The following is a 22,338-nucleotide window of genomic DNA, read 5'->3' on the forward strand; positions in this document are numbered from 1 at the left end:
GTACTGCTTCCAGTTAGTTGTTTTGTAACGAGGTTTCGGCATAAGGCTACGATGATTAACTGATGTAACCGATCAGATCGTAACTTCCTGATTTAGTTCCATCGAATTACGCAACAAAGCCGTCATAAAGGTTAGGATCCAAGCAAGAATGTTCTAAAGCTAACACTTCGCGACCATCGATCAGCTGCTTGACGTTTTTAACATCTTCATCGACCGACCCACTTGGTTTAATCGGGCTCAGACTAGAGTCGGATCTGGAAACCAACCATACACCTGAAGGAAAATAATCCTGTGAAAAATCGACTACCTCAGAGCGCCAATCAAGAATAGTAACGCCGTTTGCGATCAAATCGCCTTCAATTGGAACACTTTCTCCGACAACAGCCTGCTTGTTGTGATATTGCACATTTTGCCCTGTCAACTTACCAACCACGTCGCTCCACTGTGCTGGAACATACTGGTACTGAACACCTAGCGACTTGGCAAAACCTTTTATTATCTCTACATCCAAGCCAGTCAAAGTTTCCACTTCACCTTGTTCAATATAGGAGACAAAGTTAGCGTACGGGACACCAATGTGACGCAGTACACCGCGTTCACGGATTTGTTGTAAATCGTCTGACCAAGCGGCAGACGACGCAACAGAGGTAACCATGAGCGCCACCGTCGCTAAAGTTCTTTTAAATGCTATGACTGACATAATAATATCCTTACCTTTCACAAAGCGCCCAATAATGGGCGCTTGAGTGATAAACAACGATGTTAGAACGACGAGTAATACAAATTCGTCATCGCCACTACGAGCCCTTCCACATCTTGTTCGTCATGGAACAAATGCGTAGAGATACGCAGCGCGTAAGTATCAAAGTCATCATCCTTATGCAGCTTAAAGCTAGTCGTACGGATGATGTAACCATACTCTTCACGTAAACGATCTCGGAATTCCGTCAGTATCTCTTCATTAGTTACATCGGAGAACGGGTTAACCGTCGTTAAGCCACTGGTTAAGCCTTCCACGTTTGGTGAATACATTTTGGCTTGTGGTAAGTACTCTTGAAGCAAGGTTTTACATAAACTACCAAGGCTTACAACTCGCTCTTCGATACGGTCTCGACCAATCTCATCCCACATTTTGCAACTATCAACTAGTGCTTGTTTCGCAGGATAGTTATCGTTACCAATGTATTGCATTTGCAGCTGTTTACCTAGGTAATCAGCATGAGAAAGTGAGGAGTTGATCAACCATAACGGGTTCTCTCGGTCACTCCAATACTCATTCAAACGGTTACCGTTATCACGAACATACAGAATACCTGTCGCGCCCGGACCACACTGCCACTTATGACCAGAACCTGCATAGAAATCACAATCCATATCGTGGAAATCAAGGTCAAACATACCGACCGTATGCGCGCCATCAACAAGAGTAGGTACACCATACTCTTTTGCTAAAGCACAAATGGCTTTTGCTGGTAGCGCGGTTCCTGTTTTGTATGTGATATGAGAGAAAACAATTAGGCGAACGTTTTGATTCGCATCAAGCGCGTCTCGGAACGCTTGAATGTAATCTTGCTCAGAAACGTTTTCGGTACCAGTAAATACTGGTAGTTGAATTTCTACCACATCCACACCAAAACGATGTTTCGCTACGTTCATAGGTGATGTTGCAGCAATATGTTCATGGTGTGTCGTTAGAATCACATCACCTGGTTCAAAGTGTAAGCCATTAATGATCGAGCATAAGCCATCAGTAGTGTTGCGGCTGAGAATGATCTCTTCTGGGTTAGCACCAAAACCTGGTGCGACGTCTTTAACCATCTCTGAAACATAAGGCCAAGAGCCAAATTTGCCTTTCATGTCCCAAGGATATTTAGCCACCAGCTTGTTGTTATACTCGTAATCTTCAAGAACATGTTTTGGCATTGAACCTGTTGTACCAATGTTCATGTAAGTGGTTCGTTTGTCCAAAACGAACTGTCTTCGCACTTTACGCCAGAAGCGCTTATCGTGTTTTCTACCTAGCCCGCGGCTGCTCCAATCAATTTTCTGTTCTCGTGCTTGAGCTACGCCTGAGAAAGCGGAAGCACTCACACCAGCAACAACAGCTCCTGTTGCGCCTTTCAGAAAATTACGGCGGCTGCTATTAGTCTGAATAGATTCCTTGTCTTTCATCTTTTTCAATCCTTGTCGGAAATTAGCCATATTATTAATTTTAAGTGCGTAACTATCTGTTACTAAAACATTATTACCCATTACAATCAGAGTTTAATTTTTTCCTCTGCCATTAAGTGACTTTAGTTCCATTTTTTTATCTTATTTGATGATATAAGCAACAGTTTGACCACAAATCTATAAACAACAATGTTCACATTAATATATTCGTTAATTTGATTATTCTTTATTGCGGACAATTCCACCAAATTCTTTATAAAACAATTATGAGCTTTGTTATAAAGTCATTAAAAATTTAACTTTGCGTTAATTTAAAAATATTCAGGCTATTTTAAGATTGGCGTCTATTCTTTTTATATCTTAACGATCTCAACATGTTAAGACTAAATAAAAGAAAGCTGATTTCGGATCGAGATATCAGTTTAAGACTATAAAGTGATACACATCACTCTATGACATAAACTCACCGCTCAACAGACATAAGTAAAACAGGTTTTCACTAATATGTGCTTGAGCGTACACCCTAAAAGAAGGAGGTCCCATGTTAAAAGGATTGCTATGCATTTCAGTTGCATCCGCTCTTGTCGCCGCCCCTAACGCGCTAGCAAAAACGGTAGAAATGACTGCTCTCAACACCAATGAGAGCGCTGGTACCATTGAGGTTTCACAAAGTGATTATGGCGTTGTTTTTACGCCTCAATTATCAGGTTTGTCAGCAGGTGTGCACGGTTTCCATGTTCACACTAATCCATCTTGCGATAGCATAGAAAAGGATGACAAAACCGTATTAGGCGGCGCAGCAGGTGGCCATTATGATCCTAACAACACAGGGAAGCATGGCTATCCTTGGACCGATGACAATCATTTAGGCGACTTGCCTCCACTCTATGTGGACATGGACGGCAATGCCAATCAGCCCGTTGTCGCTCCTCGCCTAAAATTATCGGATTTAAAAGGTCGAGCGTTAATGATCCATGCAGGTGGTGACAATCACTCCGATCACCCAAATAAGCTAGGTGGTGGTGGCGCTCGCGTCGTATGTGGTGTTATTGAATAAACATTAACTTTATGTCTCACACTTCTCTTTAGATTGCGAGAAGTGTGAACTTCTGTTGATACTGAGAGGAGGTTGCATTGGTCTCAAGGTAGCTGTGGTGAAGCATTAAGATCGATTGGACAATCTTCGTCCCGATCCCCAAAGAACCGCCCTCCGCTTCTTCCTCGATGTGATTGACGAAGGTAAAGTGGATGCGCGACTTATCTTCACTCAAATACGCTTGGCAATGCACTTCCGAGCCAATTGGGCTGTGGCGCAATGCATTTTCAAGCAGGTTCAACACCAACCGCTCTAAGAGTCCTTTATCACCCACGGTTTGGATTTCACTATCGATATCCACTTTCAACACCACTTCTTTACGAGAAAACTGGCTCTGCATCGTTTCAGCACATTCTGCCATCAACGCTCCCAAATCCACGGGGCGGTACTCGTAGTTTGGCATTGGTGCTTCTTTGCGCGCGGCGTCTAATAAAGAATGCAGTTGAGTTGAGAGCTTCTCACAATTTCGGAAAGCGACGTCAATCAAAGGATCGGATTCCGGATGTTGCAAACGCCATGTTTCCAAATAACCCAGCACGCTCGATAACGGCGTTTTTAAATCGTGACTAAGCTGCAACAAGCTTTGACGACGATGAGACGATTGATACTCCAACTGTAAAAACTGTTGCTGAATGTGCTTCGCCATCATCTGATAAGAGTGCGCAATCGGCACGAGCTCCGGCACTTGGTGAGTAAAATCAGGTTGCAGGCGGAAATCATGTTCAGCTTGCTGTTGAAGTTGCTTGGTCACGCGCTCAATCGGATTCAATAGGCTACGTTTGACCAGCACATAAGCTCCAAGAGCAAAGCCTAAAATGGACACTAAGACCAATCCTGCCAGCGCGATGTAAGGAGTATCGACTTGAGCATTGGCAATGGCGTCATGTCGGGTACTGCCAATCACCACGTAGAGATAACCGATCGTAGAGCCTAATTCTTCTATCGCCGCGACAGAAAAGACTTTGTGCTCACCACGATTGCGTGGGTCTTCACCCAAAATAGGAAAAGGCTGGTCATTTAAGAATTGCTTAATGGGATTGAGATCCACCTTCCCCATGATCTCCGCCCCTTCCGGTGCAGCATGGGTGGTGATGTTACCTTGGCTATCGAGGAAGTAGATTTCAAAATCAGGGCCGATCAGCATGAGCGTGTGAAAAATCGACTTGAGCGCTTTCGGATTGTAATCCGTCCCGATCATCAGCGGATTATCATCACGCATGTGGCTGGCTAGCTCTTTATGCAGGCTTTGCTTGGTGCGTAACTCAATGGTTTCTTTTTGCCAATTGTAAGTCAGTGCAATCACCACCGCCGCGAGGCAAAACCACAAGCTAGTAAATACCACTAAGCGAGATTTGAAGCTCATCCTATCGCCTCCTTAAACAGCGATGTTTCTGAAACACCCGTGATGATTGAAAAATGACGGTGAAAACAGCTGCCGACTTACTGTCTTGACTTACTTTCTTACATTAGTGTCTTGGTTGAAACTTATACCCAACACCCCACACGGTTTGAATGAAGTGATGATCAGAGTCAGACAACGACAATTTGCTGCGTAAACGGTTTATGGTGCTACACACTGTGTGGTGATAACCAGAATGGCTGGTGTTCCAAACGTGATCGAGCAATTCATCTTTACTGTAGACTCTGCCCGGACGAGTCGCGAGAAACTGCAGCAAAGTAAACTCTGTCGCGGTAAGAGTGACATCCTTGTCGTTTAGGGATACTTGGTGCAACTCCGGAATAATTCTCAGCGGACCAAAATCCATCGCATCTTCGAGGACTTCATCTACTACTTTGGCTTCTGCGGTTTGGCTGACTCTGCGTAACACGTTTCGCACTCGTGCTTGGAATTCTAATACGCTAAATGGCTTAGTGATGTAGTCATCAACACCCGCTTCTAAACCGTCAACCTTGTCCATTTCACCGTCTCTGGCGGTCAGCATGAGCACAGGGCTCCAATCTTGTTGCTGCCGCAAATAATGGCAGATGTCTAGACCATCACCATCTGGTAAACCTCGGTCAAGGATCAATAAATCAAAGGGTTGTTGCTGGTATTGCGCTTTAGCATCGGCGACATTTGTTGCTCGCGACACTTGGTGTCCTTGAAACTTGAGATGCATCTGAACCAGTTCCGCCAAATCATCGTCATCTTCCACCAACAAGATGTTCGCGACTAAATTGATTGCCTGTTGTTCCATGGTCCTTTCCTTGCCTTCGAGTATCCTCACTTTGCACATGACCGGAACAAATTAGAAATTCTTTCAAAAAAGGTTCCGATGACGCCATGAGGGATAAAGCGCTCGGCTACAAGCGCTTTGGAAAGGAGACGTCATCGGAGCCTGTGTTACTCGACTCGAGTGATGGTGACTTTCGCACCTGGGTTCAAGAAACGATGGTTCGCAGAAAGTGCTGAGTTTGCTAATCCATCATCTTGGCTAACTACCCCCGCATGGAATGCAACAACGTCATTGCTGTCATTACGGGCGGCATTGAAGCCCTCACCGCCGCCTGCTGGGCCCGGAATGGTTGCGGCAAGCTCATCGTTTAGCTCTGTACCGGAATCCCAAACGTTCATGCTCATTTCATAGCTTTCACCCACTGCGAGCGATTTGAGCGATAGCCCCGTTTCGCCAACAAAGGCATCGTTGGTATTCACGAACATAGACGCCACTGACAAGTAACCGTAACGACTAGGGTCAACCGTGATGGTGACTTCGTCCGATGCCCCCGGCAACACCAATCCATTACCCGAAATGCCTTGGTAAACACTGTCATTGCTGTTCATCAACTCAATCAGCTCAGCGTTACTACCGCCTTCGGCAAGGTGCTCAAGTTCAACAGATGCGGCTTGTCCAATTTCAAACAATTGGTAGTCACCATTGTGAGTGAGTACCGCGAGCGGAGACATAGGTTGATTCGCAGTCAAGTTCGCCACGTTGACGGTGTAGCGGTACGATTTCACTACGTCATTATCATCATCGCTTGGACAACCGGCGAGCAAGCCGACTGAAGCTGCTACTAGTAAGATTCTGTATTTCATACATCCCCCTTACTTCACAACGATTGTGATGGTTGCAACTGGGTTTAACCAACGATGGCTGCTGCTGTCTAGGTCACTGATGCCGCCAGTTGGGTCGCTATCACCAAGGTTACCCGGATGCACGTGAACTTTGTCGTTAGTTACCGTTGCTTCAACGCCTGTGCCGCCAGTACCAAAGGTAATGAAAGGTGGGTTTGGCATGCTAGACGCAAGTTCATCGTTCGCTTCTGTACCGGCATCGTAACTTCTTAGCGTTGCTCGGTATGTACCCGCTTCCGTTGGAATCTTCCAACTATCCAGACCGACGAAACCGTCATTGGTTGGCAGCAACATCGCGCTCAGAGAAAGATATCCGTGGTCGCCACTGTCTAAGGTGAAGGTGGTTGCAACACCCGGATTCAAAATACCACCAGCAGGGTTCTCAACCACCGCACCACCAGCGTTACCAATCACACTAGCAAGACCAGAGATATCACCGCCTTCTGCCATTGCTTCTAGTTCTGGCGTTGCTGCTTGACCCGTTCTGAACATTTGAAGATCAGAGCCATGTGCGGCAACAATAAGTGGCGTAAAGTAGATGCCTTTGGTTGCGTTTGTCACGGTGATTTCCAATTCCGCCGCATTCACTGATGCAGAGCCTAGTGCCATAGCGACTGAAGTCATGACGAGTCCGAGTTGGGTACGTTTTTTCATTGTGATTCCATCCTTTAATGAGGGTTGAACTACCCAAGCCCATGTGTACGGCTTTACTTCTTTGTTCGTGACTTGAGTAGGTTAAGCATTACGTTTCGAACGTTTTGCGTTCTTGCCTCTAAGAATGACGAGCAAATCTATCAGCAACTTCATCGAATTCTCATAAAATTCTCACAAGTTCTGTTCGAATTCTGTCAGCAGCACTTTTTTATTTATACTCAAGTAACCTCGAGATGCTTGGTTCAGCGAGGATGACTTGGTTTGAAGGCGAGGCAACAATTTGAAAATCTAGTGGTTCTAAATCGAAAATTGTTAACGAAGCATGCGAACCAAGGCAACTCGCCCTTCGGGAGCGTGCCACTGAAGCAATTTCTTCGTCAAACAACTTGGAAAGAGCTCGCTATTCCGCTTCGTTGTTTTCCTTGAACTTGAATCAGTGACAACGCTCTGAACCATGTATCTTGAAGTCACTTGAGTATATTCAGATATTTACACTTCGCGCTCTCCCCTCCTACAATGCGGTATTCCCTGTTTAAATCACGATTCTCACCATGATTCATAACGTTCTGTCTGCCTACTATGGCGAAATCTACGGCATCGCTTTTTTCAACCACTACTTGAGCCATTACACCCAAAGTGAACAACAAACACTGTGGCAAACCTTGATTGAAGTGGAAGAGCTAACCGCAGAAAAGCTCAAACCTGTACTGCTAACACATGGCATGGATATCGAAAGTCGACACCAAGAGATGCTGGATAAAGGCTTGGCAGATGCAACTAAGTGGATTGGTTTACCATGGCAAGAGTTGGTGGCGACTCTTTTGAAGTGGGTAGAACCTTATGAGGTTAAGTATCGAGAGTGGCATGAAGAAGTGAAAGCTTCACAGCAGTATTCAATCGCTGAGCGAGAAGCTATCGAGTTAATTGCAGACCATGAAACGGCCATTTATCACTGTTGGCAGCAATACCATACTGGTGAATCTGGCTTGCCTGCACTCAATGCATTTTTGGCAAAATATCGTTAAAGCGAGACGGTGACACTTGAACCTCGTGAAACCGTACCAGACAATATCGTTATTCCGCTGCGCAGAACTGAACAATTATGGTTAATCCAAAACTCATTGCCCTACTTCCTGATCTTGCTTCGTTTATCTTGGTGGTAAACGAAGGCAGTTTTACCGCTGCTGCTAAACAACTCGGCGTAACGCCATCGGCTTTAAGTAAGTTGATCACACGGTTGGAACAAGCCCTCTCGGTCAAACTGTTTGAGCGCACAACTCGTAAGTTGATCATCACTCAAGCAGGGCAAAAGGTTTACGACCAAAGCATCGCAATGGTGAATGCCGCGCAGCAAGCCGTTGAGCTATCTGCGGAAGATCATGCTGAGCCAACAGGCGCACTCACAGTAGCAGCCCCTGAAGCATTTCTTAATTCGGTGCTTCAACCGTTTGTGTTGCCATTCCTAGAACGTTATCCAAACATTCAGCTTAAGCTGCGTGCAGCAGATGGTGAGATTGATCTGTTCCGCCAAGGTATTGATGTTGCCTTTAAGCTCACCGACAAACCCGATGAGAATCTAGTGCTCAAAGAGATCAGCAAGACCAATCTCGTTTTATGTGCCTCTCCAGATTACCTAGCCAAACATGGTATGCCTGAGCACCCAACCGAGCTTGAGCAACACGACTGCATTTATCTTGCCGAGAACGACAAAGACAACATCTGGTCATTCTTTAAAGAAGAAGCGTTCCACTCCATTGCCGTGAGTGGACGCTACGCCGTCAACCATTCTCAAATGCGCTTGAACGGGGTTAAGTCTGGCTTGGGAATTGGGATCTTCCATGACTTCGTGATCAAAGACGCGTTAGAGCAAGGAGAAGTGGTAGAGGTTCTGCCGGATTGGATGATCAAGAGTAACTACCATGGCGCTATCGCGATGCAGTATGCGCAAACCAAATACATGCCCGCTCGTCTGCGTGTGTTTATCGACTTCGTTAAGGAGCATTTAGTCTCCGAGGATACTAACCATGCTTGAAGAGGCTAACCATGTTTAATGCCATTCATCACGTCGCGATCATTTGCAGCGATTACCCAAAGTCAAAACGCTTTTACACTGAAGTGTTAGGACTGAAAGTCATTGCCGAAAACTATCGTGAAGCCAGAGACTCCTACAAGCTTGACCTCGCTTTACCTGACGGCAGTCAAGTTGAGCTGTTTAGCTTTCCGGGCGCCCCTGAGAGACCGAGCTTTCCCGAAGCGCAAGGCCTGCGACATCTCGCTTTTTTGGTTGATGATGTTGAGCAAGTCAAAGCCTACCTAGAATCGAATGACGTTGAAGTTGAGCCAATTCGTATTGACGAATTTACAGGCAAAGCCTTTACCTTCTTCCAAGACCCAGATGGCTTGCCACTGGAGATTTACCAGAAATAAAAAGAGCCAGCACTTCGACTTCGCAGGCTCTTTTATTATTCCATTCTTTGTCTGTTACTAATTCAACGCCGTTTTCAGTTTCTCAACGCGGTTGAACAACAGCCAATCCAGTGCGAGAACCGTAACAATTGCCAAACCGCCCATCGGAAACGCCAGACACAATATCACCAACGTTACTAAGCCAAGCTTCCAAATACCGTCTTGCTGAAACTTAGGTGGTGCGCCCAATGCGGCACTGCGACTTGGTCTACGAATCCACCACATCACCACACCTGTGATTGAGATTAAGATGAACGCCAAACAGAACACTACGTTGAGCACTTTGTTCAATATACTCACATCACCTTGATGCAATGACACACCTGCCGCCATGAACTTGGCAAATACGCTGTAATCTTGCCACGTTACATCCACCAACAAGCGACCGGAATATTGGTCAAAGTGGCTGGTGCGATCTTGTCTTGGGTCGGAGATATCGCCACCCATGGAGTTAGCTGCAACGGTGTAAACGCCCTTCTCAGAGCGTGGCAAAAACAGCTTATAACCAGTGAAGCCCATCATTTCAGCCTTGAGGATGATATCATCAATGGAGAGCGCATCATGGCTGCCTGCGTATGCCATATCTTCCTTCATATTGGCATGATCATGAGCGGGTTTGTCTTTCGATTCAGGCACAGCAGCAAGCTCTAAGTTCCATGGCATCTCTTCTGAAGCGCCATGGTTGAGATCTTTGTGTGTCAGTGTGGATTCCGGTTTCTCACCCCATGTGTAATAGGTTGGGAAGGTATTCCAAGCTTGCACCATTTTCGCCCCCCAGATCCCTGCCCACGACAAACCTGAAATCAAAAAGAACAACAGAACAATCGACAGCACACCACCTAAATTCGCATGCAGGTCACGCATCAAAATCCGAGGACCGTTGTTAAGGCGAATTTTCAAAAAGCCGGCGCGACTGGCGTTGTCTCTAGGTAACCAAAGGTACAAACCAGATACCAACAGCAAAATCCCCAGACTTGTGGCGATTTCAATTAAACGGTCGCCTAGGTCGCCAATGAGCAGCGTACCGTGAATACTATTCATCAGTTCATAGATGCTATCACCACGATTAATGGTGCCTTGTACGTCTCCTGTGTAAGGATTTACTGCAACAATCAGCGAGCTGCCTTCTTGGTTTTGAAGCGAGAATCGGTTGGCGATATCGGCCGTTTTAGCAGGTACAAATTGAGTGACATTAAAATCGGGATACGCCTGCTTTACGGTTTCCAATTGTGCAGAGACAGGAATCATGTGCTCTTGTGGTGAAACTTGTAATGTCGCTTCGTATCGAGCCAGTTCGATTTCATCATCAAACAACATCACCAACCCCGTGAGGGAAAGCATGAGCATAAATGGAATGACGAACAAACCTGCGTAAAAGTGCCATCGCCACGTCATAAAGTAGATGGATTTTGCGCGTGAGGCTTCCTTGAGTTGAGGCTTTGCCGAGTTTCTCAACATGTGTATTTTCCTTTTTTCATTGTTGAACACCCAAATTCAGTCAAACGCATCCTGCACATACACATTTGTATGCGGCGCTAATTGACTTAGATTCGGGAGTACTACTGCTCGAAGTGGCAGTGTTGTTGGCTTTATTTACTTGTAATTGTTTTTGTTATGAGAAAAGGGAAACTGGCGGCGCTCGAGGAACTGGTGTTTCAAATCGCACACTTAGAGCCAAATAAGCGTAGCTGTCAGAAGTCACCAAGCTCTGTCTTGAAAGTATCGGTGTCGTTGGAAGTGTATCGTGATGAAAAGTCGAGAAGTGGCTAAACGGACAAGGCTTGCCTTTGTGGCTGACCGAATTGTCGCCCTCTTCTATTTGGACCAACTCAAATCCGTTAAGCGTACATAGCGTCGCCCACACGCCCATGCTGTTACCATGAGCATTGATAACAGGCATCAGTGTCACTAGCACCCAACTGAGAGCACTAGCAAATAACATCGAGCGGTAAAAAGGAATTAATCTACGCATAACGGTGACTTAACAAATTTCACACAGCGTAACCAATTTTGAGTGATAGCTCAAAAACAGGATCAATAAGTGCTTGCTACCTCACAGGTTTTCTTGAATGCATCGATTGACAGTCGCAAAAAAGCCCGCCGAAATGGCAGGCTGATAATGTGTTCATTCATTACTTAGAGATAACGCGTAATCCACTGCCACGAGCAAATGCTCCGCTCAGTATATAATTAGCCAAACAACTTGCTCCAAATGCTTGGATTGCGCTTGTCGTGGTACTCTTCACGAAGACTATCGATTTCACGCAGTTGAGCTTTTGCTTCTTGTAGCTTGCCCGCATCAAGATCCGCTTCAATCTTATCTAGCGTTACCGTCAGCTTGTTAAAGCCTTCTAAGTAAGTATCAAACTTCTCTGGTGGGTAATTACCACGCTTAGATTGTTCAACAATCGCTTGCAAGCTATCAATCGCAGATTTCATGGTTTCGACATCAGATGCTTCTGCCGCCTGTTTGAATTCCATCTTCATCTGTTTCATGTTTTGTTTTAAATCAACCGCTTCTGCCATTGCGTATGTTGAGCCAAACGCAATCGCACACCCTAGGACTAAAGGACGTAACATTTTTCACTTCTCCATTTATAGTGCCGAATTCTGTGTCGGCTTTATTCACCCAAATAACCTACGCCATAAAAGGCGAAAAACTAGCTTAGTTGAGTATTTCCGGGTCGCAGTGTAAAGCAATCTGGCGTCGGGTGCATACCTTAAATGTAATCAAGTTTATGCGTTGAGAATGCTGTCATATTCTGCAATTGGTTTACGGCCTCTCAAAGCTAAGAAAGACAAAAACTGCTGAGCGGTGTGAGTAATCACTTTCTTGCTATCAATACCCACTTTGTCCATTAACTCTCCAACCAAATCCAGATTACCAACATCGTGACAGAAGTGCGCGTCACTGCCCGTGGTGAAGAAAACACCGAGATCTTTCCCGATTTGTGCAATCTCGTGGCAACGGTCTACGCTGCCTACTCGGCTGTTGCCTTTCAGCGTGGTGTTATTAATTTCAATCGCGACATTGTGCTCTTTCGCGCACGCTAAAACGGTCTGAAAATCAAAGTCGAAATTTGGATTACCAAGATGACCGAGCGCATCAATACGACCACTCTGAATGACATTAACAAGTGCTTCCGTGTGAGTTTGCTTGTTTGCAGGACGAAAAACGGGTTCATGAAAACTCGCAATCACCCAATCTAAGTTGCGGTCCACACTCAGTGGAATATCAATGTCGCCTTCGGTATTCATAATGTTAGATTCAACGCCGCGAATAATCGCAACGCCTTCAAGAAAACGAGGCAGAATTTTCTGGTTAGAGAAGAACCAGTAATGAGGCGCACCCGGCATTAATTCTGCGTGATCGGTCGTGCAGAACATATCCAGCCCGTTCTCTTTTGCCAACTTTGCATTTTCAATCAAGGTACTGTACGCGTGACCACTGGCGTACGTATGTGTATGGGTATCAACTTTAAATTCCATCATCCACTCTCTTAGGTGCGCTATCTTGCGTGCTATTGTATACCTTCCGGCAACGCATCGTCAGCCCAAGATAAGCAAGAACCCTAAGCTTGCTCTTCACTAATGGCTTTTATCAAGGGTAAGGCTTTTTCCCATCCGTGATTAAACATGGAAACAAAGTCATTGTGAGTATGAATGGTAACATTGAGTAGTAAACGATCGTTGTTGGTATCGATCTGGTAGATCTCTCGCGATCCGATCCACCTAGATGCTAGGTCAGCATCGAGTTGTTGACGATTATCCGGATTAAAAATGGCAACATGATGAAATTCAAGTTTTTGAAGCGGTAGCACCGTATCTATGATCGCCCTTGTCCCGCCCATATCTGGATCAAAAAAAGTGATGCCACCTCCTTCTTCCCAAGCTCCTTCAAATTGAGACTGCGGTGAAAAGGCTTGCGCCCAACGTTTATACAACTCAACATCGGTTAGCACTTCCCACACTCATTGCGGTGTCGCCGAAATTTCGACGTAATAATTTAGCGTAAGCATGATTTCTCTCCTTGAACCTTTCTTGACGCTAGCCCATACTCAGGAAAAATCAAACCACACGACCAATTTATCTACCTGCCCCCTTCATTTTCCGACAGACTAAGAAGTTCTCGCTTGTAAACCGCCACTGCGATGCGCCGTAAAGCGAACCCAACATGTGTTCAGTATGATTGCGAGCACTATTAAACTCATCCCAACAATTTGACTTTGACTCATTCGGTCTTCAAAAAACAGGCTCTGCCAAACCGCAGTGAACAATAAGTTAGTAAAAATGAGTGGTGCAAGTTGAGAGCCACTGCTTGCCAGTTTATATGCTTTGGAGCGAAAAACTTGGGTGTTAATGATCATCAGAGACATCATACCGATCCACAGCACATTTGAAGAAATCTCAGGCGCCATAACACTCATATTAAGTAACGCGTCGAAGTCGTTAAACAAAGTTAGCGGCAACAGAAATACGGCAGCAAAACCAAACGCCCAAAAGTTGATTTCTAGCGGCGACATATTTGTTTTACTCACTTTATATAACGTAAGCTGAGAACCAGAATTGAAGAGTCCACCAGCCAAGCCGAGCAATAAATCCGCTCGCCATGTGATCTCACTTCCACCGCCCGCCAACATAACCACACCAGTGAACGCCATTGCTAAAGCCGCCAATGTTGAAACACGAATGCGCCCCCTCATGAACAGCTTTTCAACCAAGGGAATAAATAATGGGCCAGTAGCAAACAAAACGACCCCCTCAACGAGCGTTAACGTTTGTAATGACGCGATAAAGCAAAGTTGTGACAAACCGATACAAAGAGCACGCAATAAAATAGGCTTTAGCGTGCCCGCTTTAGGAAAGGTAAGGTTTTTCACACGAAGTAAGATAAGCAAGATAAGCGCAGGCACCAAAAAACGTAAGAAGCTAAATAGTGTGACGGAAAGTTCGCCTGACAACTGCTTTGCTAACAGTCCAGTAACAGATAAGCTTAACGTAGACATCAACATGAAAAGGATAGATTTATTTACAGCATTCATTCAATACTCCTTAATATATGGAGCATTTTAAAAGACATCACTTATCGTAAATAGCGAGTAATATTAACCATTGATGTAAGAAAAACTTACAGTTTAACTTATCTATCACCAGCTACGGTTTTTAAATTATGCGGAAACTAGTCCCCTTAAAGTCCATCTACGCATTTGTTGCAGTAGCTGAGTCTGGCAGCATGACAGAAGCAGCACAGATATTAAGTGTGAGCCACTCAGCCGTAAGTCAGGCAATTAAATCGCTGGAGAGTCAAGTCAACAAGCCTCTATTTGATCGCATAGGCAGACAAGTTCAACTCAACGCGGACGGTAAAAAGTATTACAGGAAGGTGGCACCCGCTTTAGAGCAAATTGTCGATGCAACGGAAGCACTCATCCAAGATCAGAACTTGCAGCGTGTTACGCTCAATATGGTGAATTCATTGGCTCTTCACTGGTGGATTCCTCGAATGTCAGATTTACAAGGGTTTGCTCCTCAATTAGACGTTCGTTTATCAAACCTGTCTGGCAGATTCAATTTAGAACAAGAAGGTATCGACGCGGCCTTGGTGCATGGAAATCCCGAAGAATGGCAGGATTACTACTGCGAAAAGCTCAGTGAAGATGAACTGGTTTTGGTGTGCAGTCCTGAATTGATAGCGAAGACCAAGGACTCAAACATCACTCAACTCTTAAAGCAGTATCCCATCATTGAAGTTACTAACGAACGAAGAAAAAATGACTGGAACGTGTGGCTGGACGCGACGGGTATCCAGCGACCTAAAAATAAAAAACCAATCACTTTTAACATGTCGATACAAGCCGTCCAGGCCACAACTCGTCGTTTGGGGTTATTGGTCACTCATCGCTTGTTTGTGAAGGATGACATCAAATATGGTCAGCTAATCGAGCTGGGTGAACCCGTCATTAATCCTCATCAACAGCTTTACTTTGTATGCCCGCCACACAAGCTAAAGCTTGAATCGTTTCATCTGTTGCGATCTTGGCTACAACAATCATTCAACTATTAGAAACTTTTGTTAAGCACATTCACTGAAAAACTAGTATAAAGTTAGAAGAGCACTTTTCATCCAAGGATGGTTTATGAAGCAGTATCAAATATGGCTAAGCGCACTCTGTTTTGCAGTATCTTTGAGTACGACCGCTGAAGTAGAAAATGATAACCGCCTTTCAGAACAAGGGATCTCCACGGCAATTATTGGGGGTCAGCAGGCTACCCAAAACCAACTTCCTTTTTTTGCACGTCTTATTCTACATAAAACTGGCGCTAATCAGTTTGCCAATATTTGTGGGGGAACCATTGTAAACGACCGCTTCATTTTAACTGCGGCTCACTGCGTAGAACCAAGCGTTTTTACTGACGGCTGGACAATCAACGACCTACGAGTGTTAGTCAAAAACCCTACGATGAATGACGTGTTTGTTGAAGAATTCAAAGATGTTCGCTCTATCACGATTCATCCTGATTATGTGCCTAGCGATTTATGGATTAATGACATCGCTGTCCTTGAATTGACTAGACCTATCACCGATAACGTCCAATCCATCACTTTACCGCAAGACTTTGGAGACTACAGCAGCAAGTCAGTTTATCAGATATTCGGTTTAGGTCAGACCTCAACCAATGATGAAAGCCCCCCTAACTATTTACGCTGGGCAGAAGTAAAACCCCTTACCGACACCCAATGCGCTTCGTTGGTAACAGGGTTTAACGCTCAGGAAAGTTTATGTGCGAATGGATTTCCTGAACGAAGCTACACTGGTATCTGTCGGGGTGACTCAGGCGGTCCTCTCACCTATCAAGACAATAATGGCATGTATCAGCAAATTGGCATTGTGAGCTACGGTTCTTCAGTTTGCGAATCCGCTGCGATTCCAAGTGTGTTTACCGAGATTTTGAACTATGCAACATGGATTGAGACCCAAACCAGCTCAGGTGTAAAAACCAGTTATAACGCCCTCTTAGCAAGTTCGGAAGATTATCATAGCGAAGGGGACTCTGGCTTTGAGCCTGTCGATACCAACACATCTGGCTTTGGTAACAACGGCAGCAGTGGCGGCGGTGCTCTCGGATCAGGGTTGATCATGCTTGGAGGCTGGTTTGGTTGGCTAAGACACCGCAGAAATTATTCGCGCTCCTAGTAGCGTCAACAAGACATCATAATATCTTGCGCTTAACGCGAGAGTTAATGATGTCTTCAATCATCTTTTGCTCTTTTTTCGCTTTTTCATAGTTCTGCTTAGTACGCCAACGATCAAGCACTTTTTCTAACCCTTGAACGCGTGCGTGCTTGTGTTCTAGCGTTTTCTGTACAGATGCACATTCCGCTTGCATAACGGCTTGCTCTTGCTCGTGGTGACGAAGCATTCTTTGTAGCATTTGGTCAACACGATTAAAGTTCATCAAAGCCGCGCTCGTCAGCGTCGGGCCGGTTCGGGTTGATTGTCCAGCGTGGCCTTTCAACGCCGACAACTGTTCCAATTGCATTGAAAGATGGGAGTGACGCTGACGCATGGCATCAAGTTGTTGACCCACACGGTCACGCTGTTTTTCTTCCATTTGCTGTAACTTGCCTACGGCTTTTAACTTGGATTTCATTTCAGCCTTGTCACTCCCATTTGATTAAGCACTTTGAAAAAGCTGCGCGAGCTCGGTCAAACTGGTTGGGTAATCTACAGACTCGTTGGCAGCTTGTTGTAGATATGCACGCAAATTTGGATACATAGCAACAGATTGATCTAACTCAGGATCTTGTCCTGGTTGATAACCCCCTAATGGCAGTAACTCTTTAACCTGAAGGTAGTTGGAGTACATTTGACGGAAGTTATTCGCAATCGTGCTGTGTGCGTCCTGCGTACAAGTATTCATACAACGGCTAATAGACGCGTTGATATCTATCGCGGGATAATGCCCTTGCTCAGCCAGTTGACGCGATAAAACGACATGCCCATCTAAGATGGCGCGCGCGGAATCCACGACAGGATCTTGTTGGTCGTCCCCTTCTGCCAATACGGTATAAATTGCCGTTAAGCTACCATGTTGATTTTCACTGTTACCCGCTCGCTCTAGGAGTTGAGGTAACACGCTGAAGACTGAGGGCGGATAACCACGAGAAGCTGGAGGCTCACCGAGCGAAAGAGCGATTTCGCGCTGTGCCATGGCGTATCGGGTTAGAGAGTCCATCAGAAGTAGAACGTCTTTGCCTTGGTCTCGGAAATACTCTGAAACGCGATGACAAAGTAGTGTCGCTCTTAACCTCATTAGCGGGGATTCATCAGCAGGAGCCGCGATAATGATCGCTTTCTTGCGCGCTTCTGGGGTTAAGTTTCTCTCGATAAACTCACGTACTTCTCTGCCTCGCTCACCGATAAGCCCGACCACAATTACATCGGCCTCCGTGTTTTTGGTGATCATCCCCATTAACACACTTTTACCGACGCCACTGCCAGCCATCAAACCAATACGTTGGCCTTTGCCTACCGTCAATAGTCCATTAATCGCTCGCACGCCTACGTTGAGTGGCGTATCAACTGGGCGTCGCTTCAGTGGGTTAATCGGTTTTGGTTCAAGTGAAACTCGATCACCCCCCTTAAGCGGTGCCCCGTCATCTAACGGCTCACCTAAACCATTCAGTACGCGTCCTAACCACTGAGAGCTTAGCTGCACGGTACTATCACCATCAAGAGGGATGACTTTTGCACCTGCAAACAGACCGCCTAAACGGCGGATAGGCATGAGGTAAGCAATAGTGTGTTCAAAGCCCACAACTTGCGCTTCGATCATATCGCCTTCCGCGGTTTCTACGAGACAACGCTGCTCAAGCTTAAACCGACACCCTACGGCTTGTAACATTAAGCCGTTTACTTTTATCAATCGCCCTGTTACGCGAGCAACAGGGATTGAATCGAGCGAAGCCAAGGCTTCGCTCAAACGCTCACTTAATAGTTCATGGCTTAGGGTATTACTCATGCTCAGACTCTACCTGTGGAATACTGACTTCATCCAAAAGGTGTTGCTTTACATTGTCCATACAGGCTTCCAAACGAGAGTCGCAGCTCGCATCCGCTTCTGCGTCATCAGTCACTAACTGACAGCCACCAATAGGAAGCTCCGTATTAGGGACCAGTTTCCAAGATTGCGGCAAATCAGCATTGATGTGAGTAATGCGCTCTAAATCTTGCGGATTTAAATGCACAGTTACTGTTTCCGCTTTACCAGGCATGGCAGACAATGTCTCGTCCACCAAAGCTAGGATCTGCTGAGGCATTAAAGTGAGCTCGGCACGAATCACTTGCTGAGCTACCTTTTGTACCAGTTCACAAATCATATGGCGTTGTTGCTGTTCTTTTTCATCTTGCCAACGAGAAAGGGCGTGAAAAAGTTCATTGACAGGCTTCGCCGCCTCCAAAAAGCCTTGCTTTCCAGACTGCTCACCGGAAACAAAGCCTTTTTGGAAACCTTCTTTTTGGCCTTCCAACAGACCTTGTTGCTTGCCCTGTTCGATACCTTGGCGTAAGCCTTCCTCATGTCCTTGTTGCAAACCTTGTTGAAAACCTTCTTCAAGTTGCTGTTGGATATCTATTTGAGGTTCTTGCCAGCCTTGGTTATCTAGCCCGAATTCGTCTTCGATAGTCTTAGGTTGCGCTAAAGGCGGAAAACGGTGTAAACGATACCCGCTCGGAGGCAATCGCATAGTACTTGATTTTGTCTCTAGCATGACCTTACTCCACCGTTGGCTCTTCATAGAGAAGCAGCTGAACTTCACCAGATTCATCCAGCTCACGTACCATTTGCATGATGTCTTGACGTGCTTTTTGAACTCGACTTAACGCAACAGCGCCGCGTGCGTCCATGTCATCTTCTAGCGCTTTTACCATACGTTGCGGCATTGAACGCTTAATAGCTTGTTGTAAGGTAATATCGGAACCTTTTAGCGCAACTGCCCACAACTCTAGCGGGATTTGCTGCACCAACATGTCCATAGTTTCTTCGCGTTGTCGGCCAAGAACCATAAAGTCGAACATGTTTTCTTCGATTGCATTAACAACATCTTCATCATGCAACTTCAGCATTTCCATCAATGAACCACGGTCACCTTCAAAGCGGTTAATGATATCTGCTGCTTGCTTAACACCTGATAACGGCGTGCTTTGACTTGCGGATACTTTTTCGATGCAACGCTCAACGAGTTCATGCAAATCAACGGCAACTTGATGATCGATATCTTGCAATTGAGCAATACGGAACAATATTTCGTCATGGTAATCTTGTGGCAAGTGCTTCAATACCGCTGAAGAGCTGTCCGCTGGCAAATACGCTAGAAAAATTGCTTGCATTTGTGGGTGCTCATTCACAATGAAACGAGCGAGAGTTTCTGCTTCCACCCACTGTAAGCGCTGCATGTTGTTGCGAATTTCATCGCCATATAAGGTATTTAATAACCCTTTTGCCAAATCGTTACCCAACGCTTTGCGCAATGTATTAGATAGGTATTCCTTAGAGGCTCCTCGAATACCGCTGTGCTCACGGAAATCTTCAAAGAAAGTTTGAATAACACCACGAGCAGAATCGCTCTTAATGCCATTTAACTTCGCCATTGCACGAGTCACACGCTGGGTTTCATCACGGCTAAAGTGTTGCAAAACCTTCGCTGCGGCATCCTCGCCCATGCCTAATAGCACGAGCGCGGTTTGTTCAACATAACTAAGCGTCTGCTTTGATAGAACTGTGTTCATTGATGTTTACCCATTGTTTCAGTATTTCGGCTACGCGCTCTGGCTCTTCATTAGCAATAAGCTGTAGGTGTTTCAATTGAATTTCTAATGGCGAACCTGCTGGTGGTAGCATGTCGCTGTTTACATCTAAACCTGAAGAGGCTGAGATGCCTTTTTCAGATAGGCGGCGATCAAGTACTTCTTCATGCTCGCGCTCTTCACGCGTTTGCAAGTTTTCGTAGTCAGGTTCTTCCTGAGGCTCAGCAAAATTTAGCTCAGGCACAGGTTTATCAACGCCAGTTAGGTGCATGATTAATGGACGCAGTACGAAGAAGATCATCGCCAAGCCTAACAAGCCACCAATAACGTAGCGTATTGGCTGCTGTACTGTAGGGTCTTGCCACCACGGCAGTGCAGGAGGAGCATCAATTTCAATTGGGGTGAAGTTGAAACTCATTAAACTTAAGCTGTCACCTCGTGTGGCAGAGATACCAACAGCATCCATGATCATGTTTGAGATTTGCTCTTTATCGGCTTCACTCCACGCCACACCATCTGGCGAAGCTTTCGAGTTCAACAAAACCGAGACACTAAGCTTTTCTATTTGGCCTTGTTGGTATTGAGTACGACGAACACTACTACCTACAGCATATTGACGATTCACTTCAGATCGCGCATTCGTGTTTTGGCTATCGTTCGTTTCCACTTCACCAGATCCTGTCACTGGCGGTTGGTTACTTAGAGAACCTGGAACACCCAACGCAATTTGATCAACCGAGTTGTTATGAATGGTGTGCTCATTACGCACAACCGGCGCGTTATCCAAAATTTCTTGTGTTTCTTCAACTTGGCTAAAGTCCAGATCGGCAGCGACTTGTACGCGGAAGTTACTCGGCCCCACAATCGGCGTAAGCATATCTGCTGCGCGTTGGATGATCTGTTTTTCAACACTCTTCTGGTATTCAAGATATTTCGCGTTTACTTTGCCGGCTTCCGCAGAAGCGACATCCGCACTAAGAAGACGGCCATACTGGTCAATGACAGAAACAAATTCTGGCTTCATTGCCGTGACACTACCGACCACTAGGTTAATGATCGCTTCGACTTGTTCAGGCTTTAAGTCTTCACCAGGTTTGAGCTCAAGCATGACAGATGCTGATGGATTCTCACTGTTTTGGCGGACGAATAGAGTTTGACGAGGTATTGCTAAATGAACACGCGCGTTCGCTACTGAGTTCAAAGACATGATAGTACGTACTAACTCACCTTCTAAACCATGACGATAACGCGCCGTTTCCATAAATTGGCTCGTACCAAGAGAGCTATCTTCCTTGAGCGAATCCAAACCTGTCGGCAGCTTAGCTTTAACACCTTTTGATGCAAGCAACATGCGTACCTTCGCAACCTCACCTTCTGGTACAAGAACTTGTCCATTTTGCTCTTGCATGCGGTAGCTTACGCCTTCGCTTTCTAATACCGACACAATTTCGCCGATATCAAAACGCTCTTGTTGGCTATAAAGCGGACGAAAGCTCTGCGAGGAACTCCATAGTGCAACCACAATAATCGCTGCAACAATCGCAGCTAACACCGCAGATAGCACTAAGTTTCTCTGACTGCTAGACCAGATTTGCTTCAGCTTCGTTGTCACATCGTCCATGCCATTGGCAGTAGAAAATGTCTGTGCTGTGCCGGTAGCCATAGCTGTGTTTCCGGCGACTTGGGGGGTTAGTTCTGACATGAATTACACCGGCATCTTCATAATATCTTCAAATGAGGTCACGACTTTGTTGCGCACTTGCATCAAAGCATTAAAGGACAAGCTGGCTTTTTGGCTCGCGACCATTGCACCAACTAGGTCATCACTTTTTCCTGTTTCTACGGCCGTCATTTTTTGACTAGCCACTGATTGATGTTGATTCACTGTATCCAACACATTTGTCATCGCTTGTGAGAACGATAAAGGTGCGTTTAGTGATTGTTGATCTAAAGGATTTGCACTCACGATAAACTCTGGCGGCTGCACTTGTGCCTGCATCGCCTGCATTTTTGACAACATAAGTTGCTCTGCCGAGACCGCATGAGTAGGTTGACTTGCCATC

Annotated in this window: 23 protein-coding genes and 1 pseudogene; 6 read left to right on the forward strand and 18 right to left on the reverse strand. The window is 45.6% G+C overall.

Annotation, left to right across the window (positions count from 1 at the left end; all coding sequences use genetic code 11):
- Positions 1 to 121: 121 nt before the first annotated feature.
- Positions 122 to 700, reverse strand: a pseudogene (locus tag R7Z49_RS01765) (ABC transporter substrate-binding protein); the annotation flags it as partial.
- Positions 701 to 762: 62 nt separating this feature from the next.
- Entirely contained in the window at positions 763 to 2,172 is a 1,410-nt protein-coding gene (locus tag R7Z49_RS01770; RefSeq protein WP_025768582.1) for an aminotransferase class V-fold PLP-dependent enzyme, read from the reverse strand.
- Between the two features lie 541 nt (positions 2,173 to 2,713).
- On the opposite strand from R7Z49_RS01770, the gene R7Z49_RS01775 reads away from it, so the two are divergent.
- Positions 2,714 to 3,229, forward strand: a complete 516-nt coding sequence (locus R7Z49_RS01775; RefSeq protein WP_213879420.1) for a superoxide dismutase family protein — start codon at positions 2,714 to 2,716, stop codon at positions 3,227 to 3,229.
- A gap of 28 nt (positions 3,230 to 3,257) precedes the next feature.
- Here R7Z49_RS01775 and R7Z49_RS01780 read toward each other — a convergent pair whose 3' ends face one another.
- The 4 genes from R7Z49_RS01780 to R7Z49_RS01795 all read right to left on the reverse strand — a co-directional run bounded on the left by R7Z49_RS01780 (position 3,258) and on the right by R7Z49_RS01795 (position 7,001).
- Positions 3,258 to 4,631: a sensor histidine kinase gene (locus tag R7Z49_RS01780; RefSeq protein WP_213879418.1), complete on the reverse strand. Its 1,374-nt coding sequence runs from the start codon at positions 4,629 to 4,631 to the stop codon at positions 3,258 to 3,260.
- Between the two features lie 103 nt (positions 4,632 to 4,734).
- Positions 4,735 to 5,466 (reverse strand): response regulator transcription factor, encoded by a 732-nt coding sequence (locus R7Z49_RS01785; protein ID WP_009704975.1) that lies wholly within the window; start codon positions 5,464 to 5,466, stop codon positions 4,735 to 4,737.
- Between the two features lie 146 nt (positions 5,467 to 5,612).
- Positions 5,613 to 6,308 carry a spondin domain-containing protein gene (locus tag R7Z49_RS01790; protein ID WP_005383999.1) on the reverse strand — a complete coding sequence of 232 codons (696 nt, stop codon included), beginning with the start codon at positions 6,306 to 6,308 and terminating at the stop codon, positions 5,613 to 5,615.
- Positions 6,309 to 6,317: 9 nt separating this feature from the next.
- Positions 6,318 to 7,001, reverse strand: a complete 684-nt coding sequence (locus R7Z49_RS01795) for a spondin domain-containing protein (protein ID WP_005384002.1) — start codon at positions 6,999 to 7,001, stop codon at positions 6,318 to 6,320.
- Between the two features lie 551 nt (positions 7,002 to 7,552).
- Here R7Z49_RS01795 and R7Z49_RS01800 point away from each other — a divergent pair.
- The 3 genes from R7Z49_RS01800 to R7Z49_RS01810 all read left to right on the forward strand — a co-directional run bounded on the left by R7Z49_RS01800 (position 7,553) and on the right by R7Z49_RS01810 (position 9,428).
- Positions 7,553 to 8,026 (forward strand): hypothetical protein, encoded by a 474-nt coding sequence (locus tag R7Z49_RS01800; protein WP_186585100.1) that lies wholly within the window; start codon positions 7,553 to 7,555, stop codon positions 8,024 to 8,026.
- A gap of 77 nt (positions 8,027 to 8,103) precedes the next feature.
- Complete coding sequence (locus R7Z49_RS01805) at positions 8,104 to 9,033, forward strand: LysR family transcriptional regulator (protein WP_033906703.1); 930 nt, start codon at positions 8,104 to 8,106, stop codon at positions 9,031 to 9,033.
- 11 nt (positions 9,034 to 9,044) lie between these two features.
- A complete protein-coding gene (locus R7Z49_RS01810; protein ID WP_053303870.1) occupies positions 9,045 to 9,428 on the forward strand; it encodes a VOC family protein in 384 nt (127 codons plus the stop codon).
- A gap of 57 nt (positions 9,429 to 9,485) precedes the next feature.
- On the opposite strand, the gene R7Z49_RS01815 is transcribed toward R7Z49_RS01810, so the two are convergent.
- From R7Z49_RS01815 to R7Z49_RS01840, 6 genes are all read right to left on the reverse strand, one after another.
- Positions 9,486 to 10,925 carry a PepSY domain-containing protein gene (locus R7Z49_RS01815; protein ID WP_318111262.1) on the reverse strand — a complete coding sequence of 480 codons (1,440 nt, stop codon included), beginning with the start codon at positions 10,923 to 10,925 and terminating at the stop codon, positions 9,486 to 9,488.
- A 154-nt stretch (positions 10,926 to 11,079) separates the two neighbouring features.
- Positions 11,080 to 11,439 (reverse strand): hypothetical protein, encoded by a 360-nt coding sequence (locus R7Z49_RS01820; RefSeq protein WP_080276971.1) that lies wholly within the window; start codon positions 11,437 to 11,439, stop codon positions 11,080 to 11,082.
- A gap of 218 nt (positions 11,440 to 11,657) precedes the next feature.
- Entirely contained in the window at positions 11,658 to 12,047 is a 390-nt protein-coding gene (locus R7Z49_RS01825; protein WP_021035869.1) for a cytochrome b562, read from the reverse strand.
- Between the two features lie 156 nt (positions 12,048 to 12,203).
- On the reverse strand, positions 12,204 to 12,956 hold the full coding sequence (locus R7Z49_RS01830) for a phosphatase (RefSeq protein ID WP_186585621.1): 753 nt from the start codon (positions 12,954 to 12,956) through the stop codon (positions 12,204 to 12,206).
- Between the two features lie 83 nt (positions 12,957 to 13,039).
- Positions 13,040 to 13,438 (reverse strand): SRPBCC domain-containing protein, encoded by a 399-nt coding sequence (locus tag R7Z49_RS01835; RefSeq protein ID WP_318111263.1) that lies wholly within the window; start codon positions 13,436 to 13,438, stop codon positions 13,040 to 13,042.
- 147 nt (positions 13,439 to 13,585) lie between these two features.
- The gene (locus R7Z49_RS01840; RefSeq protein WP_186585098.1) at positions 13,586 to 14,509 is read right to left on the reverse strand and encodes a DMT family transporter; all 924 of its coding nucleotides are present in this window, start codon (positions 14,507 to 14,509) and stop codon (positions 13,586 to 13,588) included.
- 128 nt (positions 14,510 to 14,637) lie between these two features.
- Between R7Z49_RS01840 and R7Z49_RS01845 the strand changes: the two genes are divergently transcribed.
- Both R7Z49_RS01845 and R7Z49_RS01850 read left to right on the forward strand, forming a co-directional pair.
- On the forward strand, positions 14,638 to 15,531 hold the full coding sequence (locus R7Z49_RS01845) for a LysR substrate-binding domain-containing protein (protein WP_033906699.1): 894 nt from the start codon (positions 14,638 to 14,640) through the stop codon (positions 15,529 to 15,531).
- A 73-nt stretch (positions 15,532 to 15,604) separates the two neighbouring features.
- Positions 15,605 to 16,663: a S1 family peptidase gene (locus tag R7Z49_RS01850; protein WP_025768593.1), complete on the forward strand. Its 1,059-nt coding sequence runs from the start codon at positions 15,605 to 15,607 to the stop codon at positions 16,661 to 16,663.
- Between the two features lie 16 nt (positions 16,664 to 16,679).
- Here R7Z49_RS01850 and fliJ read toward each other — a convergent pair whose 3' ends face one another.
- The 6 genes from fliJ to fliE are packed head-to-tail and all read right to left on the reverse strand — an operon-like array spanning position 16,680 to position 22,337.
- A complete protein-coding gene (fliJ, locus tag R7Z49_RS01855; protein ID WP_017820533.1) occupies positions 16,680 to 17,120 on the reverse strand; it encodes a flagellar export protein FliJ in 441 nt (146 codons plus the stop codon).
- 24 nt (positions 17,121 to 17,144) lie between these two features.
- Positions 17,145 to 18,491 carry a flagellar protein export ATPase FliI gene (fliI, locus tag R7Z49_RS01860; RefSeq protein WP_005375057.1) on the reverse strand — a complete coding sequence of 449 codons (1,347 nt, stop codon included), beginning with the start codon at positions 18,489 to 18,491 and terminating at the stop codon, positions 17,145 to 17,147.
- Positions 18,484 to 19,239, reverse strand: coding sequence for a flagellar assembly protein FliH (fliH, locus tag R7Z49_RS01865; protein WP_005375050.1), 756 nt, complete (start codon positions 19,237 to 19,239; stop codon positions 18,484 to 18,486). Before fliH ends, fliI begins: the two co-directional genes overlap by 8 nt.
- Before the next feature lie 4 nt (positions 19,240 to 19,243).
- The gene (locus R7Z49_RS01870; RefSeq protein WP_005375048.1) at positions 19,244 to 20,257 is read right to left on the reverse strand and encodes a flagellar motor switch protein FliG; all 1,014 of its coding nucleotides are present in this window, start codon (positions 20,255 to 20,257) and stop codon (positions 19,244 to 19,246) included.
- Positions 20,226 to 21,977 (reverse strand): flagellar basal-body MS-ring/collar protein FliF, encoded by a 1,752-nt coding sequence (gene fliF, locus R7Z49_RS01875; protein ID WP_005384024.1) that lies wholly within the window; start codon positions 21,975 to 21,977, stop codon positions 20,226 to 20,228. Before fliF ends, R7Z49_RS01870 begins: the two co-directional genes overlap by 32 nt.
- 3 nt (positions 21,978 to 21,980) lie before the next feature.
- On the reverse strand, positions 21,981 to 22,337 hold the full coding sequence (fliE, locus tag R7Z49_RS01880) for a flagellar hook-basal body complex protein FliE (protein ID WP_005375045.1): 357 nt from the start codon (positions 22,335 to 22,337) through the stop codon (positions 21,981 to 21,983).
- Position 22,338 lies beyond the last annotated feature (1 nt).

This window comes from Vibrio sp. 1562, assembly GCF_033340155.1.
Classification (GTDB): Bacteria; Pseudomonadota; Gammaproteobacteria; order Enterobacterales; family Vibrionaceae; genus Vibrio; species Vibrio alginolyticus.

Coding starts and splice junctions, on each gene's coding strand:
- R7Z49_RS01770 (WP_025768582.1), bottom strand. CDS start 2,172: ATGAAAGACAAGGAATCTATTCAGACTAATAGCAGCCGCCGTAATTTT.
- R7Z49_RS01775 (WP_213879420.1), top strand. CDS start 2,714: ATGTTAAAAGGATTGCTATGCATTTCAGTTGCATCCGCTCTTGTCGCC.
- R7Z49_RS01780 (WP_213879418.1), bottom strand. CDS start 4,631: ATGAGCTTCAAATCTCGCTTAGTGGTATTTACTAGCTTGTGGTTTTGC.
- R7Z49_RS01785 (WP_009704975.1), bottom strand. CDS start 5,466: ATGGAACAACAGGCAATCAATTTAGTCGCGAACATCTTGTTGGTGGAA.
- R7Z49_RS01790 (WP_005383999.1), bottom strand. CDS start 6,308: ATGAAATACAGAATCTTACTAGTAGCAGCTTCAGTCGGCTTGCTCGCC.
- R7Z49_RS01795 (WP_005384002.1), bottom strand. CDS start 7,001: ATGAAAAAACGTACCCAACTCGGACTCGTCATGACTTCAGTCGCTATG.
- R7Z49_RS01800 (WP_186585100.1), top strand. CDS start 7,553: ATGATTCATAACGTTCTGTCTGCCTACTATGGCGAAATCTACGGCATC.
- R7Z49_RS01805 (WP_033906703.1), top strand. CDS start 8,104: ATGGTTAATCCAAAACTCATTGCCCTACTTCCTGATCTTGCTTCGTTT.
- R7Z49_RS01810 (WP_053303870.1), top strand. CDS start 9,045: ATGTTTAATGCCATTCATCACGTCGCGATCATTTGCAGCGATTACCCA.
- R7Z49_RS01815 (WP_318111262.1), bottom strand. CDS start 10,925: ATGTTGAGAAACTCGGCAAAGCCTCAACTCAAGGAAGCCTCACGCGCA.
- R7Z49_RS01820 (WP_080276971.1), bottom strand. CDS start 11,439: ATGCGTAGATTAATTCCTTTTTACCGCTCGATGTTATTTGCTAGTGCT.
- R7Z49_RS01825 (WP_021035869.1), bottom strand. CDS start 12,047: ATGTTACGTCCTTTAGTCCTAGGGTGTGCGATTGCGTTTGGCTCAACA.
- R7Z49_RS01830 (WP_186585621.1), bottom strand. CDS start 12,956: ATGGAATTTAAAGTTGATACCCATACACATACGTACGCCAGTGGTCAC.
- R7Z49_RS01840 (WP_186585098.1), bottom strand. CDS start 14,509: ATGAATGCTGTAAATAAATCTATCCTTTTCATGTTGATGTCTACGTTA.
- R7Z49_RS01845 (WP_033906699.1), top strand. CDS start 14,638: ATGCGGAAACTAGTCCCCTTAAAGTCCATCTACGCATTTGTTGCAGTA.
- R7Z49_RS01850 (WP_025768593.1), top strand. CDS start 15,605: ATGAAGCAGTATCAAATATGGCTAAGCGCACTCTGTTTTGCAGTATCT.
- fliJ (WP_017820533.1), bottom strand. CDS start 17,120: ATGAAATCCAAGTTAAAAGCCGTAGGCAAGTTACAGCAAATGGAAGAA.
- fliI (WP_005375057.1), bottom strand. CDS start 18,491: ATGAGTAATACCCTAAGCCATGAACTATTAAGTGAGCGTTTGAGCGAA.
- fliH (WP_005375050.1), bottom strand. CDS start 19,239: ATGCTAGAGACAAAATCAAGTACTATGCGATTGCCTCCGAGCGGGTAT.
- R7Z49_RS01870 (WP_005375048.1), bottom strand. CDS start 20,257: ATGAACACAGTTCTATCAAAGCAGACGCTTAGTTATGTTGAACAAACC.
- fliF (WP_005384024.1), bottom strand. CDS start 21,977: ATGTCAGAACTAACCCCCCAAGTCGCCGGAAACACAGCTATGGCTACC.
- fliE (WP_005375045.1), bottom strand. CDS start 22,337: ATGGCAAGTCAACCTACTCATGCGGTCTCGGCAGAGCAACTTATGTTG.